This window comes from Paenibacillus sp. FSL P4-0338, assembly GCF_038002365.1.
Lineage (GTDB): Bacteria > Bacillota > Bacilli > Paenibacillales > Paenibacillaceae > Paenibacillus_AQ.
In genome coordinates this window covers 1,025,090-1,041,401 of record NZ_JBBOCG010000001.1, presented here as the reverse complement: position 1 = coordinate 1,041,401, position 16,312 = coordinate 1,025,090, and the positions used below count along the sequence as shown (strand labels likewise).

14 protein-coding genes are annotated in these 16,312 nt (G+C 54.1%); 4 read left to right on the top strand and 10 right to left on the bottom strand.

What is annotated here, in order from left to right:
- Positions 1-11: 11 nt before the first annotated feature.
- The 10 genes from MKZ07_RS04465 to MKZ07_RS04420 all read right to left on the bottom strand — a co-directional run bounded on the left by MKZ07_RS04465 (position 12) and on the right by MKZ07_RS04420 (position 12,842).
- Complete coding sequence (locus MKZ07_RS04465) at positions 12-1,439, bottom strand: M56 family metallopeptidase (protein ID WP_341024716.1); 1,428 nt, start codon at positions 1,437-1,439, stop codon at positions 12-14.
- Positions 1,436-1,795: a BlaI/MecI/CopY family transcriptional regulator gene (locus MKZ07_RS04460; protein WP_036694457.1), complete on the bottom strand. Its 360-nt coding sequence runs from the start codon at positions 1,793-1,795 to the stop codon at positions 1,436-1,438. The genes MKZ07_RS04465 and MKZ07_RS04460 overlap by 4 nt, the downstream gene beginning before the upstream one ends.
- 247 nt (positions 1,796-2,042) lie before the next feature.
- Positions 2,043-3,551, bottom strand: coding sequence for a copper amine oxidase N-terminal domain-containing protein (locus MKZ07_RS04455; RefSeq protein ID WP_341024715.1), 1,509 nt, complete (start codon positions 3,549-3,551; stop codon positions 2,043-2,045).
- Positions 3,552-3,643: 92 nt separating this feature from the next.
- Positions 3,644-4,312, bottom strand: a complete 669-nt coding sequence (locus MKZ07_RS04450) for a TraX family protein (RefSeq protein ID WP_036694460.1) — start codon at positions 4,310-4,312, stop codon at positions 3,644-3,646.
- Positions 4,313-4,467: 155 nt separating this feature from the next.
- On the bottom strand, positions 4,468-5,631 hold the full coding sequence (mmsB, locus tag MKZ07_RS04445; RefSeq protein ID WP_036694461.1) for a multiple monosaccharide ABC transporter permease: 1,164 nt from the start codon (positions 5,629-5,631) through the stop codon (positions 4,468-4,470).
- A 6-nt stretch (positions 5,632-5,637) separates the two neighbouring features.
- Positions 5,638-7,167: a multiple monosaccharide ABC transporter ATP-binding protein gene (gene mmsA, locus MKZ07_RS04440; protein ID WP_036694463.1), complete on the bottom strand. Its 1,530-nt coding sequence runs from the start codon at positions 7,165-7,167 to the stop codon at positions 5,638-5,640.
- Between the two features lie 104 nt (positions 7,168-7,271).
- Positions 7,272-8,381 carry a multiple monosaccharide ABC transporter substrate-binding protein gene (chvE, locus tag MKZ07_RS04435; RefSeq protein WP_036694464.1) on the bottom strand — a complete coding sequence of 370 codons (1,110 nt, stop codon included), beginning with the start codon at positions 8,379-8,381 and terminating at the stop codon, positions 7,272-7,274.
- A gap of 308 nt (positions 8,382-8,689) precedes the next feature.
- Positions 8,690-9,919, bottom strand: a complete 1,230-nt coding sequence (locus MKZ07_RS04430; RefSeq protein WP_076154762.1) for a response regulator transcription factor — start codon at positions 9,917-9,919, stop codon at positions 8,690-8,692.
- A 22-nt stretch (positions 9,920-9,941) separates the two neighbouring features.
- Entirely contained in the window at positions 9,942-11,807 is a 1,866-nt protein-coding gene (locus MKZ07_RS04425) for a cache domain-containing sensor histidine kinase (protein ID WP_341024711.1), read from the bottom strand.
- 21 nt (positions 11,808-11,828) lie between these two features.
- On the bottom strand, positions 11,829-12,842 hold the full coding sequence (locus MKZ07_RS04420; protein WP_036694467.1) for a substrate-binding domain-containing protein: 1,014 nt from the start codon (positions 12,840-12,842) through the stop codon (positions 11,829-11,831).
- Positions 12,843-13,059: 217 nt separating this feature from the next.
- Between MKZ07_RS04420 and MKZ07_RS04415 the strand changes: the two genes are divergently transcribed.
- The 4 genes from MKZ07_RS04415 to MKZ07_RS04400 all read left to right on the top strand — a co-directional run bounded on the left by MKZ07_RS04415 (position 13,060) and on the right by MKZ07_RS04400 (position 16,310).
- The gene (locus tag MKZ07_RS04415) at positions 13,060-13,248 is read left to right on the top strand and encodes a hypothetical protein (RefSeq protein ID WP_076154758.1); all 189 of its coding nucleotides are present in this window, start codon (positions 13,060-13,062) and stop codon (positions 13,246-13,248) included.
- A gap of 145 nt (positions 13,249-13,393) precedes the next feature.
- Positions 13,394-14,293 carry a helix-turn-helix transcriptional regulator gene (locus MKZ07_RS04410; RefSeq protein WP_036694470.1) on the top strand — a complete coding sequence of 300 codons (900 nt, stop codon included), beginning with the start codon at positions 13,394-13,396 and terminating at the stop codon, positions 14,291-14,293.
- Positions 14,294-14,304: 11 nt separating this feature from the next.
- Complete coding sequence (locus MKZ07_RS04405) at positions 14,305-15,312, top strand: hypothetical protein (RefSeq protein WP_341024705.1); 1,008 nt, start codon at positions 14,305-14,307, stop codon at positions 15,310-15,312.
- Positions 15,309-16,310: a hypothetical protein gene (locus MKZ07_RS04400; RefSeq protein WP_341024703.1), complete on the top strand. Its 1,002-nt coding sequence runs from the start codon at positions 15,309-15,311 to the stop codon at positions 16,308-16,310. The genes MKZ07_RS04405 and MKZ07_RS04400 overlap by 4 nt, the downstream gene beginning before the upstream one ends.
- The last annotated feature ends 2 nt before the right edge of the window (positions 16,311-16,312 follow it).

Genomic DNA, 16,312 nt, shown 5'->3' with positions numbered 1-16,312 from the left:
GCTGAATGATTCTATGGTGTAAGCTTGACACTATCCAGCCGGTCGATCAGCTTACGGAGGCCAGCTTCATCCGCTCCAGACGGACGGACATCCTCGCCCAGCAGCTGATCCACCTCTTCTCTGGTAAATGTGAAGCTGTAACTTATCCCTTCATCCGCAAGCGAATAATGAATGATATCTGCATTATCGATCAGGGTGAACAGCAGGACCGAATTCTTTAGGAGAGGGTCACGGCTTACTGCCTGAAGCTCATCGTTCCACATTCCGGTAATATCGTTTACTTTATAATTGACGGTTAATGCATATGGGCGGGAGCCGGTTGTCAGCTCAATGCCTGCCCTCTCCAGTCCTTCCGGCAGCGGCATTGCACCAAGCAGCGCTGTGACTTTGCTGGCGTCCCCAATATACTTTGTTTTGCTCTCCAGCAGCTGATCCACCGCATAACCGGTATCTAACACCTGCGCCGGGGGCTCCACCGTCTTCGGATTGGCTGTACATCCAATAAGCAAGATCACAATAAGCAGGGTACAAGCGGCCATGCTCCTTGAAGTCGGTTTTCGGTACGCCAGAATATGCTTGATCCGGGCCTTCACACTGCTCTCGCCAAAAGCCAGCGGGCTGCCGGTCATAAGACCGCTCCGGCGGGCTGAGAAGCCAAGCAGGGAGCCTGAGTAGCTGCTTTTAACCTGCGGACCCAGCTTCCGGATCACCACTTCATCGCAGGACATCTCCATATCCTTGCTCATGAGCACAAAAGACAGCCACATCAGCGGATTGAACCAATGGAGAATGACCAGCAGGAACATAAGCGGCTTGACCAGATAATCCCGTCGGTCAATATGAGTCTGCTCATGCAGCAGAATATGGGACAGCTCCTGTTCACTCATTCCGGCCGGAATGTAGATCCTTGGCTTCAAGAAGCCGAAGACGAAAGGAGTCATAATCTGGTCGGTCTCAAAAACATGCCCATTCACCAGGGTTGCCGTACGGACTCTGCGCATGATTCTTACATAAGAGAACACGCTGTACAGCAGCAGTGTTATAGCGCCTGTCAGCCAGATCATACTGCCGGCCCACAGGATGATCTGCACCGGATTCACGCTTGCTGCAGGTGCAGCCGGCGGAAGCAGGCTGTTCAACAGACTTCCATGAGAAGCTGTTCCGGTATCCACCGCAGGCTGTGCTTGCATCCCGATGTTCTTCGGAACGAATTGCAGCTGCCCTGTGCCGGACGAGCCCGCAGGCCCTACCAGCTTCAGGATACTGAAGCTTGAAGTGAAGCTAACCGGAAGGATCAGCCTGATCATTACTGCTGACCACAGCATATAGGAGAAGATTTTGGGAGCGCGCCGCAGCAGGACTCTCGCCAGCATCACGGCGACGGCCACATAACTGGCGGTAATGCTCATGTTCAGAATACTGATCCACAGGTCCGTCATTGGGAGGCCTCCTCAATAATCCTCTTCAGCTCCGCCGCTTCCTTGGCCGATAATTTCTTATCCCCGAGAAAAGCAGTCAAAAACTGCGGTAACGAGCCGCCAAAGGCTTTGTCCACGACCGTCTGGCTCTCATGCCGCTGTGCTTCCGACTTCGGGATGATGGCGGTGACCATAGCCCCCTCGTTCCTGAGAATTCCCCGCTCACATAGCTTTCTTAACACGGTATAGGTCGTGGACTTCTTCCAGCCCAGTACCGCTAGACTCAGCTTCACCAGTTCAGTGGAATTAATCGGTTCATGGTCCCAGATCAGGCAAGCAAATTTATATTCGGCATCATATAATTTGTAGGGTTCCATCCTGTTCACTCCTTATAAGTTTATTGCAGTAGACCTACTGATGTTAAGTCTATTGCAGTAAACCTATATTGTCAAGGATGCACCCGTTACCTCCAGCACAAAATAACCCCACAAAGTGGGGATTTAGCTTCGATGATAACTCAGGTACTTTGCGGGACCCCAAAACACATAAATTCTTATCTATCAAAAGAAGCCGGAACCGCCTGATTGCTCAGGGGTCCCGGCTTCTTGACTGTTGCCTTACTTCTTACGGACGTTCGATCCAGATATAGCCGTCATCATCTACTTCAACCGTAGCATGCAGGCCTTCGGCCAATACACGCAGCGGCACATTAGCATCTCCGTACTCATCTAAGAATACCGCTAACGGAAGCTTCACGGTCTTGCCGGCAATTTGTGCCTGCGCGGAACCGATTTTGAAGACGAGCTGATCACCGTATACATCGTCGGTAACCTTGATCGACTTGTTAGGTCCATCCCACTCTACCTTAGCATCCAGATCCTCTGCGACATAGCGCAGCGGAACATAGGTAGTGCCATTCTTCACAACCGGATAATAATAATCGTCGTCCGGTGCGATCATCACGCTCTTAGCGGTGATTCCCATCTCTTCTTTGAGCAGCTTATATACCTGTGAATTAGGTTCGAAGCTTCTCAGGGTCTCCCCTGGAGTAAGATCTCCCATGGAGTAATCAATTGCACCTGTTGTGCTGATCGCATCAGCCGTTACCGGACCGTTCACATTCCAGGTCTCGGATACCAGCTTCATGTTGATGCTCTGCAGCGGCAGATCTTCACTGGCCGGAAGAGCAACATTGAAGTCGATGTTCTGTTTGCGGACATGGAAGCCGCTGTCCACGAAGATATCCGCGCTCAGCTTGGTATCCTTGCCTAGAACAGTCTTAAGTTCAGGAGTGGTCTCATAGAGGTTCTCCAATTGCTTGTCATAGACCAGCAGGAGAGCATCCACAGCCAGCTTAGCTGCATCATGCACTACAGTGACTACCCCTTCTTTATCCTCCAACGGAATATCGCCCAGACCAATGCTGTTCAGATCTTCAGCTCTGTCTTTGATCAGCGGATACATATAATCATATAGACCGCTGATCAGGGCAGTGAAGCCTTCGGTATCCTTAGACACAGATCTCAGGAAGCTCTTAAGCAATACCGGAAGCTCTTCTCCTGTAATTTCCGTATGTAGCTTCGTCAAGCTGGTTGGCTGGCCGTATACGGATTCATTTACTGATGTCACTGTGATCGCACCCGGATTCGGAAGATTCTTGATCACAAACTGGGAGGCCAGCTTAGTGAATTCCAAGGTCTTGGCAGGATCGGTTGCTTCCAGACCAAGCAACATTTCATTGCTCTGAAGCGGCATGTAGAACGGCTGCTTCGCGCCTTCTGCGGTGAAGACCAGGTTCTTCTGGTCGGTGAAGAGGGAGAAAGGAATCTTGAACTCCTTGTAACCCACAACTCCCGTGGCCGAGACATTGCCGTTATCCTGAACCTTCACATGGCCGAGCGTAAGTGATAAGGAATTAATAAGATCAACAACTTCCCGGTCCTCTGCGGTGATGCCTGCGGCAGGAACAGCGCTCAGGGTCATCGTAGTGCTTGATTCAGAGGATTTAACATCCAGATCCCCCAGCAGTGCCTTATTGACATCGAAGCCGCCAACCGCTTGGCAGCCTGACAGAATCAGCAGCAGGGCGAGAATCGGCACCAGCCATTTGGTTCTTGCTTTCATTTTCTTCATAGCATGTCTCCTCTAGCTCATAATTTGGCAACGTACCCATCATCTCAGAGGAGCATCAATTTGTAAATACAGCACCTGGAAATGATGAACCCTCATACGCTAAATAAACTCCGCCATTCTATAAATACCCATTCTTTGAAAAAGAGAAACTTTACCAAGGCAAGTATTACTAAATGGGCCGGATAAAAGCTCCACCAAACCCAGCGCGGCAGACGTCTCTTCTCCAGCAGCACCCAAAAACCCGGGGTCAGCGCAATCAGAAAGGTCGGAATAATGCTGGCCATCTGCACCAGCCAATTATAATAGAACAGATAGAATACATTCAGCGCCAAATGCGCCAGCACGAGCACATAAGAACGGGTGTATCGGAAGATCAGCACCAGCAGCAGGCCGTAAGCGTTGTAGTCGAGCGGCAGCGCATCCATCAGCAGCACAGCGACTACCACTACCGGAATACCCGCCCACAGATTGGGCAGCTTATCAAGCAGGGCAAGGACCAGCGCTGAGATCAGCAGGGTGAATACGACGTTCCAGCCTCCCGGATGAATCGCCAGATTGTACGGAATCTGCGCCAGCACAGCGATGACAAGCAGCCGCCGCAGATAGCGGGGTCTGGAGGAGGTATGGATATAGCCTTGCGCCAGCGCGTAGCAGTAGATCGGGAAGGCAATTCTCCCCACATATCTCCAGGCAAGCTCACCCGGGAAAAAGATCAGCCCAACATGGTCAATCAGCATGGTAAGCATGGCAATAATCTGCATTTGTAGCCTCCTGTTACTAGCATGAAATATAAAGCACCTTAGGTGCTATTATCCATGCCAGAGGCAGATGCTGCAAGCTGCGCGGGAAGACTTGAACGACAGGTAAGCCGGACCCACTCCCTCAGGAGCAGTTCCGGCCCGTTTTTATCCTTAGATCAGGCTGTCTTCGACTTGTTATAGATATCGAAGCCTACGGCAAGCAGCAACACCAATCCCTTGATTCCCTGTTGCCAGTCAACGCCGAGGCCGACAAGCGACATGCCGTTGTTCATCACGCCCATGACCAGACCGCCGATAATGGCGCCGACCACGGTTCCGATTCCCCCGGACGCAGAGGCTCCGCCGATGAAGCAGGCAGCGATAGCATCCAGCTCGAAGTTCGTACCTGCCTTAGGGGTGGCTGAGTTCAGGCGTGCCGCGAAGACCAGACCGGACAGGGCAGCGAGTACGCCCATGTTGACGAATACCCAGAAGGTCACCCGTTTGGTTTTGACGCCGGAGAGGCTTGCCGCCTTCTCATTGCCGCCCAGGGCGTAGATATGCCGCCCCATGGTCATGTGGTTCATGACGAAGGAGTAAATCACGATCAGCACCATCAGAATCACTAGAATGTTAGGAATCCCGTTATATTGCGCCAGAACATAAGTGAACAGGTTGATGACGATCACCAGTGCAGCGGCCTTAGCAACAGACATCCAAGCTGGCGATTGCTCGAAGCCGTACTTCACCGTGATCCGGCGGCTGCGGATTTCCTGATAGATCACCAGCAGCGACAGCAGAACGCCGATGATCAGAGTCAGCACATTCAGCGAACCCACGCTTGCGACATCGGGAATGAACCCGGAGCTGATCTTCTGAAACGTCTTCGGAAACGGCGCAATTGACTGCCCGTTCAGCACGATCATCGTCAGGCCGCGGAACAACAGCATGCCTGCCAGGGTAACGATGAACGCCGGGATTTTGACATAAGCGACCCAGAAGCCCTGCCAGGCCCCGACCAGAGCACCCATCAACAGCGAAATCACTACAGCCAGTACGGGATTCAGCTCCATATCCACCATCATAATGGCCGACAGGGCGCCGATGAAGGCAGCTACCGAGCCGACGGAGAGGTCGATATGACCGGTGATGATCACTAGCACCATCCCGATCGCCAGCACCAGTATGTAGCTATTCTGCAGAATCAGATTGGTCACGTTCAGCGGCTTCAGCAGGATGCCGTCCGTCATAATTTGAAAGAACACCGAAATAAAGATCAAGGCAATGATCATGCCGTATTGGCGGATATTTTTTTTGAACAGTTCACTAATAGCTCCCATGCGGTGTTACCCCCTGCTTCGTGTCATAAATTTCATCAAAAGCTCCTGCGTGGCGTCCTTCCGCTCCACTTCCCCGCTGATCCGCCCTTCGCACATGGTGTAGATCCGGTCGCACATCCCGATAATTTCCGGCAGCTCGGAAGAGATGACCAGCACGCCCTTCCCCTCTGCGGCAAGGCTGTTGATAATGGAGTAAATTTCATATTTGGCCCCGACATCGATGCCCCGGGTAGGCTCATCGAGGATCAGAACATCTGGTCCGGCGTAGATCCATTTACTGAGCACCACCTTTTGCTGGTTGCCGCCGCTGAGATTCACGGTTTTTTGCAGGATGCTGGGGGTCTTGATGTTCAGCTTCTTGCGGTACTCCTCTGCGACCAGCACTTCCTCGTTCTCATTAATGACGCCATGGCGGGAGAGCTTCTTCAGACTGCTGAGCGAGATGTTCCGTTTGATATCGTCGATCAGGATCAGGCCGTAATGCTTGCGGTCCTCGGTCACGTAGGCTAACCCATGCTCTATCGCCTGGCTGATGTTATTCAGGTGCACTTCCTTGCCGTGCATAAAAGTCTGGCCGCTGATCCGCTTGCCATAAGACTTGCCGAACACACTCATCGCCAGCTCCGTGCGCCCCGCGCCCATTAGCCCGGCAATACCGACTACCTCGCCGCGCCGGATGTGGAGATGGATCTGATCCAGCATTTTGCGGTCCGCCTGCGTCTCGTGATAGACGTTCCAGTCGCGGATCTCGAAGATCGTCTCCCCCAGGTTCGGTGTGCGCTCAGGATAACGGTTCGTCAGATCGCGCCCGACCATGCCTTTGATAATGACATCCTCAGTAACGGCATCCTGCTTCATATCCAGAGTCTTGATGGTCTGTCCATCCCGCAGAATCGTGACCGAATCCGCTATCTTCTCGATTTCGTTCAATTTGTGGGAAATGATAATCGAAGATATCCCCTGCTTCTTCAGCTCCAGAATGAGCAGCAGCAGGTTCTCGCTATCATCCTCATTCAGCGCCGCTGTCGGTTCGTCGAGAATGAGCAGCTTCACTTCCTTGGAGAGCGCCTTCGCGATCTCTACAAGCTGCTGCTTGCCGACACCTATCGTAGAGACTCCTGTAAACGGCGATTCCTTGAGGCCGACGGTGGTTAGCAGCGCCTTGGTCTTGACCGTCGTTTCGTTCCAGTTGATCACCCCGCGTCTGGCCTGTTCATTGCCGAGGAAGATGTTCTCCGAAATCGACAAATACGGAATCAGCGCCAGCTCCTGATGGATAATGACGATTCCCAGGCCCTCGCTGTCCTTAATATCCTTGAACTGGCATACCTGTCCCTGGTACAAAATATCCCCTTCATACGTCCCGTGCGGATACACTCCGCTAAGCACCTTCATCAGTGTGGACTTGCCTGCCCCGTTCTCTCCGCAGAGGGCGTGGATCTCGCCTGCCTTCACCTGCAGATTGACTGACGAGAGCGCTTTGACGCCGGGGAATGTCTTGGTAATGCCTTTCATCTCCAAAATAATTTCACTCAAGTGCCTCTCACCCAGCTTTCCTTGTGACTGTGCAGCGGTTCTCCGGCGGCGCTCCTTGCACTTCACGGCTGCCGCCGGTACCCGCTAGACCTGTAAAATGACGGCTATTGTCCCAGCTGTTCCTTGGTATAGTACCCGCCGTCTACCAGCACTTTATCCACGTTGCCCGCATCCACAGAGACCGGCTCCAGCAGGTAGGACGGGACAATTTTGACTCCGTTGTCGTAGGTAGTGGTATCGTTGACTTCGGCTTCGGTCCCCTTCAGCACACTCTCGGTCATCTCCACCGCCTTCTTAGCCAGCTCGCGGGTATCCTTGAATACCGTCTGAGTCTGCTCTCCAGCCAGAATGGACTTCACGGAGGCCAGCTCGGCGTCCTGTCCGGTAACTACCGGAAGCTTCTTGTCGCCGGAACCGTAGCCTACACCCTTGAGCGAAGACAGGATACCGATGCTGATACCATCGTATGGAGACAAGACGGCGTCCAGATTATCGCTTGCATAGTTCGCGCTCAGCAGGTTATCCATCCGTGACTGGGCGGCAGCGCCGTCCCAGCGCAGCGTAGCTACCTTATCCATCGTAAGCTGCTTGCTGCGGACCACCAGCTTGCCGGAATCGATGTACGGCTTCAGAATCGACATGGCGCCATCGAAGAAGAAGTAGGCATTGTTGTCATCCGGCGATCCGCCGAACAACTCGATGTTGAACGGGCCCTTGCCGTCCTTCAGGCCAAGCTTCTCCTCAATGTAGGAGCCTTGCAGCACGCCCACCTTGAAATTATCGAAAGTCGCATAGTAGTCTACAAATTCACTTTTTTTGATCAGACGGTCATAAGCGATGACCTTAACGTTGGCGTCATGCGCCTTCTGCAGCACATCCGTCAGCGCCTCGCCGTCAATTGAAGCGATTACAATTGCGTTCACGCCTTTGGTGATCATGTTCTCAATCTGCGACACCTGATTCTCGACAACATCCTCCGCATATTGCAGATCCGTGCCGTAGCCCAGCTTCTCGAACTCCTTGACCATGTTGTTGCCGTCATTCACCCAGCGCTCCGAAGATTTGGTTGGCATCGCAATGCCCACCTTGCCCTTGGATGTATCCCCGCCGCCGGAAGAGCTGCCGGCACTGCTGGATGAATTACCGCTGTTACCGCATGCAGATAAGATGAGTACCAGTGTTAGAAGAAGCGTGATCATTGAATATCTTTTCATTCCTGCACTACCCCCTGAACTATTCTGATGTCTTCCACAGGTGTTCCCGTGTGACAAATCGAGTATAGCAACCGGGAGCAGGTGCCGTATTTACACTGAGGCTACTATTTTTGTGAAAATATAACTTATGTGTATCTAACCCCATTAACCTTTGACTAGCCTCTGGAAAGTCGAATTAAGGAAGCGAAGCGATCATAGTTTCACATACGACGAAAAAACGCCTGTAGCCGATTGACCACAGGCGCTTCACAAACAATTATTATAGCTTTGGAGGTAGTTTATAGTAGCTATAATTATAATTCCGATTGCTAATCTCCCTTACTCTCACCGCGTACTTCAGCCTGCACCCCTTTACGGAACTGCAGCGGTGCCACTCCGGTCTGCTTCTTAAAGGCGGTGCTGAAATAATGCTGGGTCTCATAGCCCGACTGCTCCGCCACCTCGCTAATACTGAGCTCGGTTGAATGCAGAAGCTGGGCGGCCCGGCGGATACGGGTCTGGGTCAAATACGTGCCGAAGGATTCGCCCAGCTCCTGCTTGAACAAGCGGCTCAGATAGACCGGGGATGCTTGAAGCAAGCCTGCTGTTGCCTCCAGGGTAAGCCCGTATTCGCTGTAGTGCTCCTGGATATGCTGCTTGGCCCGGCGGACGAGCGGGGACAGCGGCTGCTCCTTGACCAGCGCCACCCGGCAGCTCCGGTAGGCGGCGGCCAGCTCTGTAATCTCTCCCTGGATCAGCCGGGTGCCGACTTCAACGGCGATTTTGAGATGGCGGCGCACAGCGGCCTCCACTCCTGCCAGGATGCGCTCACCGGCGGCATCCCAGAGCAGGATAACGATCAGTCCGGCGGCATCCCGGAACATCACCTTGGGATACGGGTCCAACAGCTCGGCGGCGATATTCTCGATGGCGAACAAGAAGAGCTGCCGCTCCTTCTCCTTCATCGCCGGATGCTGGCCCTCCCACCTCCAGCGGATGATGCCGATCAGCTCCGGCCGCTGCGGAGGAAGCTTGAGGAACTGCAGCTGCTCCCTGATCTCCGCCTGGCTCAGATTGCCGTCCAGCCATTCCTGGCAGAAGCGCTCGCGCAGCAGCGGGAAGTTCTTCATCAGCTGCCGGGAGGCCTGCTCCAGATGCTGGCTCTGCTGCCGCTCGGACTCCAGCTCATCTCGTACGCCCCGCAGCACCTGCATCAATTGCTTCGGCTCCGCAGGCTTGAGAATATAATCATTCACCTGCAGCCGGATCGACTCCTGTGCATACGCGAATTCATCGTGGCCGGTGATCACAATAATCTTGCAGCCGGGCAGCGCTTCCCGCAGCCGCTTCATCAGCTCCATGCCGTGCATAATCGGCATGTTCAGATCGACCAGGGCGATATGTATTGTATGCTCCACGGCCAGCTCCAACGCCTCCTCCCCGTCTTCTGCCTCTGCGGCCACCTCCAGACCGAGGCTATCCCAGTCCACGCATTGCCGGATGCCCTCCCGGATAATGCGTTCATCATCGGCAATGATTACTTTCCATTTGTCTATCATCTGCGTATTCTCCTCCTCTGTCCTAGTACTTCTCAGGGTAACTCTCACGAACAACCGGGTGACGTACGGTTACAAGCGTCCCCTGTCCCGGTCCGCTCTCAATCTGGATACCGTACGGCTCTCCGTAGGTCAGCCGGATCCGCGCCTGCACATTCAATATGCCATAGCCGCTTCCTGCGCTGCCTGTTCCAGCCATGTCCGTCTCCGTGCGCTCCAATTCTTCTGTACCTACCGCTTCGAGCCGCCGCCTGAGCTCCCTCAGCTTATCCGCAGACATCCCTGCACCGTCATCGCGTACGGTAAGATACAGGTCGTTGTCCCGTTCCACGACTGCAATGGAGAGGAGTCCGGGGCCGCGCCGCTCCTTAATGCCGTGATAGATCGCGTTCTCCACCATCGGCTGCAGCAGCAGCTTAAGCACATACAGCTCCTGTAAGTGCGGCTCCACTTCAATGGAATAGGTCAGCTTGGTGCTGTAACGGACATGCTGAATTTTCAGATAGCTGACGATATGCTCCAGTTCATCGGAGAGCGGTATGATATCGCTCCCTTTGCTTAAGCCCAGCCGGAACAGCCTGGAGAGGGACTGGACCACCTCGGCGATATCCTCCGCCCCCTTGCTGCGGGCCATCCAGTGAATCGTATCCAGCGTATTGTACAGAAAATGCGGCTTGATATGCGCCTGAAGACTGCGCAACTCCGCCTCACGCTTTTGCCGCGCCTGAAGCTCGGTCAGAGATAACAGCCGGCCAATCTGGGCCAGCATCGTATTGAAGCTGCGGCCGAGCAGCCCGATCTCATCGGAACGGCTGCCCCAGTAGCGGATCGTCAGATCGCCGGACTGTGCCTTGCTCATGAAGGAGGCCAGCTGGCCGATAGGACGGGAGATCGAATAGGCCAGATAGAACGATGCGGTCATGCCCAGCATACAGACCACAAATACAAAGGTGACAACATTGAACGTGATCTCGCGGATTCCGTAGGCCGATTCATTCATTGGAAATACGCCCATCGTGGTCCAGCCGGTAAACGGCGAGGTCCGGTAGATCAGCTGAAGCTTGCGGCCGTCTACGGTCTCCGAGGTAATGCCCGAGGACTCGGTGAACAAACCTGCCGGGATGGTACGCATTAAAGGGTGCTGCGGCGCATAAATCATCTCTCCGCGATTATCCACCACCGTCAGATATCCGGTTTTGCCGAGCGTGACATCTCTGGCCGTCTCCGCGATCACCCGCAGCTTCAGATCCACCAGCACCACGCCCTGCACCACCTGCGTCTCTGGATTCACAATCGCCCGAACAGCAGAGACTACCTCGCTCTCCTTATAGTCCACATGGGACCTGACCGCACGGCCATACGGATGCCCGACAATCAGGAAGATCCCCTTATTCTCTACCGCCTGCTTGTACCAGCTCTCCTCCGTCAGCCGGGTACCGGAACGGGTATACATCTCATTGCTGATGAAACCGCCTTCACGGTTGACCAGCATAATGCCGGCTATCTCGGAGCTGAGCGTGGTGAAGCCCTGCAGAAATTTGCGGATATTGTATTCCGCCGATTCCCCGTTACCTGCTGCGGGGTCTGGCTGTGCCGGAACCGGCGGCTCTCCCTTCAGGAACTTCTGGACGCCCGGATCGAATGAGATCAGGTATGTAATTTTCTGCAAATTCTCTACGTCACTCTCAATGGCCGTATTCACCTTGCGGATGAGCTGCATCGTGTTCTCAGTGCTCTGCTCCTCTACGATCCGGTCCACCGTCCAGCCAATCAACAGCCCAAGTCCAATGGAAGGCAGGATGCTAATCAGCAGGAAGTGAATAATCAGCTTATAGCGGATCGGCATATTATTCAGCTTCAGCTTCTCCATCGTCACGCCGGTCTTGCGCATCACAGGCTCCCCCTCTGCCGCCTATTTGGCATAATAATTGTCCACATTCTGCCGTGTGACCACATCGATTCCGGTATCTACAGAATCGGGGACAGGCAGGGGCTTGTTATTGGCATAAGCTTCAGGATCGGCTTCCAAATCGCGGTGCAGATGGAACAGCTCGGTCAGCGACCAATACCCCATATTCCAGGTGCCCTGGGCCATGGTTGCGGCAATCTTGCCTTCTTTCACCAGATCGAGTGTGCCTTTATCCGTATCGAAGCTGATAATCTGCGGGACCGGTCCGCTGCCTGGAGCAGCTTCCACGGCTTCCGCAACCCCGATACCGCCATTACTTTCCGTGGCAAAAATCCCGGCCAGCTGCGGATACCGCGCCAGCAGCTGCTCGGCAGCCTCCCTGGACGCCACCTGATCTCCCCGCCCATCCTTGACCGCCACCAGCTTCATCTGCGGGTACTTGCTGCGGATTGTATCCGTGAAGCCGTCCGTCCGCTCCTGATGATTATGCTGATCCGGTGTGGTGATAATGGCGACCTCGCCCTTGCCTCCGGTCAGTTCGGCCATCTTATCCGCCGCCTTCGTTCCGGCATTATAATTGTCCGTTCCCAGGAAGGAATACGCCTTGCTGCCCTCAGCGCCCGAATCAAACAGCACCACTGGAATGCCGCTCTCCACAGCCTTGTTAATCGTCGCAGTAAGCAGCTTGGAATTCACGGCCGAGATGGCAATTCCCGCCGGCTTCTTGGCGATGGTCTGCTCCAGCACCGTCATCTGTTCATTCGCGTTGTGCTGGGTGGAGCCGTGATACTCGACGGATACATTAAGCTCCTCTGCGGCGTCCTCGAAGCCCTTCAGCACGCTTTTCCAGTAATCAATACCGATCTGGAACGTAACCATTACGTATTTGTCCTCAATATTGCCGCGCAGTCCGGTAGTCTCCCACGGATCTGCCGTATTCCCCTGCTGCTTGTAATTCAGCACGTAGAGCACGAAGATGCCGATTAGCAGCACGTAGACGAGCCAAAGCTTTTTCACATATGTAACCCCTTTCATAAAAATGAATGCCGAAGGCACAAGGGCCCCAGGTTCTTCCATCTATGTCCAATCTAGTCTACTGGCTTGGCAGCCGTTCCGTCAATTACGTTACAGGGCCTATAGTTAAAAACTCAATATCTGCTGCGACATTTTATGTCGTACCAGCTATTTTATACTGTACAGGTACCATCAATTCAATGAAACGAGGATTACAAGAATGTCAAAAACCAAACGCGGACGGGTACTCTGGACCCTTCCTTCCCGTGGACGCGGCACCTGTCCGGTCTGCGGAACCACCCGAATCAAGCTGCTCTACACCAAAATAAAATCCGACGGCACCGCCCTGAAGGTCTGCAAGCGCTGTGACAAAGCCGCGCAGGTTAGAGTGGACGCAGCAAACCGGTAAACTGACGCAAGGATGCCCCCTGCTTCATGCTTCGCGCATGGATGCCGGGCAGCATCCTTGTTTCTTGACGGGGAATGCTCACCTCTGGTCTAATGCGTCATCACCAGCTATACTGGAGGCTTACAGAAAGGAGCGGAGCCCTAGTATGAGCCATATTCACCGGATTCAGTGGTTTGACCAGCAGATCCGCCAGCTTGCATATCCGAACAGCAGTAAGCTGGCGGAACAGTTCGAGATCTCGAGGCGCCAGGCGCAGCGGGATATTGAATACCTGACAGAATCCCTGCGGGCTCCGCTCCAGTATGTGGCGAAGCAGCGCGGATATATATATCAGAACAACAGCTTCGTGCTGCCTCATCTGTACATTACGGACGAGGAGCAGCGGGTGCTTAAATATCTGGCTTACCGGTATAGTCACTATGATTATGAGAATGCCCAGAGTATCCGCAAGGTCGGGAGTCTGCTGGAGCGGTTCACCGAGCAGCCGCTTACGGATAGAGAGCTTAAGCTGCCAGTCTTTGAAGTGAATGCCCAGCGCATACAGATGATGGAGATGCTGGAGCAGGCGATCCTGGCCCGCAGGGTGGTCCATGTTCTTTACAGGAACAGACAGGACACTCCGCAGGAGCTATATCTCTGCCCCCAGCAGCTAAGCCGGCGGGTAGAGGAAGATTATCTGGTGGCCGCTGTGGAGGGAGACGGGCGAAACGAGTACTTCAGCCTGTCTGACATCCGCCAGCTAACGCTGACCGGCAGGGTCTTCATCCCCGTGGAGGACGGCCCGGCAGCAACGGCAGAGCAGACCAGACCCTTGAAGCCTTTCACGGCGAGAATCCGTATGAACGGAATACCTCAGGATAGCTCATGGGATGGTTATCAGCTCCGTGCCGCCGCTGATGAGGTCTATGAGGTTGATTTTTATGATACCAGCGCGTTTATTACTCAGTTGCTCCAGGCGGAGTGGAATGCCCTCCTGTCCCCCAAATGGCTTAAGGACAAGCTTCGCAGTATATGTAAGGCAACGCTGAAACGGCTGGATGAATAGGAGAATGAACAGTGAGCAAACGATCAGGCGTAATTCTTGACGTTCAGATGAAGCGTGAATCGAAATCTTTTACCGATGCGCTCTATGCCGTAACCACTGCCGCCGGTTTATTCGAGGGTCCAAAATTCATGCTCTCCGGGCTAAGCGGCATGGCCTTCAAATTCACCGTGCACGAGAAGCTCCTCCCCATGTCTGTTACAGCTTACGGACAGTGGGGCACAGAGCATCGCCGGGCTGTCGATAACCTCGGGATCTTCTTGCTGGATGACGGCGGGCGAACCAGACATGATTCGTTCGGGGAGTATCAGCGCATCGCTATTGACGGTGTCAAGCTGAGTCTCGACCGCGGCCTGGCCTGCATCTACTGGATACCGGAATTCGGAGTGATTCATGGTTATGATGAGGATGACCGCGTGTTCTATGTACAGGATGGCTGGTCCGGCGAGACACAATATGTGTTATATGATAACTTCGGCCTTAACTTTACGCCCTTCTGGGACTGTACGTATGTTGGAGAGCGGGTGAAGATTCCGCTGCAGGATACTGTGCTCGAATCGCTTCGCCTTGCGCTGGAGGATTGGGAGACTCCTCACAAAACACTTCCTGACGTAAGCCTCGGCTCAGGCCGCCTGGCCTACAGCTTCCTGATCCGGGCGCTTCAGCAGGGCGGATTCGACAGCTACGGCGCTGTCTACATCCTGGAATCCTACCTGACATCAAGGATCGAAATCTCCGCTTATCTGCGGGAGGTTCAGTCTGTATTGCCGGGGCTGGAGGAGGTTCAGCACTTGTATGCTGAGCTGGTGGAAGGACTGAGGGGGCCGCTCACGGCTGCAATCTCTGAGAACAACAGCGGCAAGCTGCTGAATGAGGAACAGCTTCCGTCCCTCTGTGCTGCTTTGGAGAGGGCATTGGAGCTTGAGGAGCAGGCCATGGGGCGGGTCAAAATAATCTCCGGACAGTACCCGGACCGTAAGCGGTCCACACTGCCAAGATGGGGGGCGCATACCGCACGATGAATGACCATTATAACAAGCACGTTTCAGCCACTGCGGATCAACCGCGTGTGCCGCTCGCATCTTCTTTTGCGGATGCCATGCATCAGGTCCTGTCGGCTAAAGGCTGGTTCACGCTGTCGAAGCCCATGCTGGCCGGAATGACGGCCTTATGCTTCCGCCTGTCGGTGCACAGGCAGCTTCACCCGGATTCTGCTACGGCTTATAACTGGGCAGCTGAACATTTCGTAGCGGCTGATCTGATCGGCATTATCGCCAGTCAGGGTGCAGGCTTTAACTTCAGCCCCACCTTCCCTCTCTATCAGAAGCAGGCTATTACGGCAATCCGCCAATCCCTTGAGCAGGGCACCGGGGTGGTCTGCTGGAAAGACCGTTTCGTAGTGATTACCCGCTATGATGATGAGCGGCAGCTCTTCTATTACAAGGAGAGTGATGCTGCCGCTGAGCTGGAGCTGCCTTATGATCAACTCGGAAGAAATGAGTCACCATATTGGTACGGCCAGATCTATGAAGGTCAGGTCCAAAAAGATACTCTTCAGGTAATCAGAGAGTCCTTCATTCAAGCGGTGTACAAGGCAGAGGTCCATGATCTGATGCTGCCGGAATCGCAATATGCCTGCGGCCTCAAGGCCTATGACGCTGTGCTGGTAGCCTTAGCGGATAAGAGCTATGATGCTGCCGGAGCCTATGAGACGCTGGTCTTCTATGCTGGTATGAAACAGGATACGGCTGCCTACGCCAGGGAAGCCAGCCTGTACTGGCCCGAACTCGAAGGGATTGCCGAACATTATACGGCTCTAGCCGCTGTCTATAATGAAATTACAGACGCTCTTAACGAGAGGCCCGTGCAAGCTCCAGAGGCACCATGTTCCATTGATGCTGAGAGCCTGCTGCCGCTCCTCCGGGAAGCCAAGCGTATAGAGACCGCAGCGATCCAGTCCATCCGTCTGCTGCTGCGGGAGCCGATCGAGAACCGCTTCCATGATGTGGGGCTGCGCTAAGC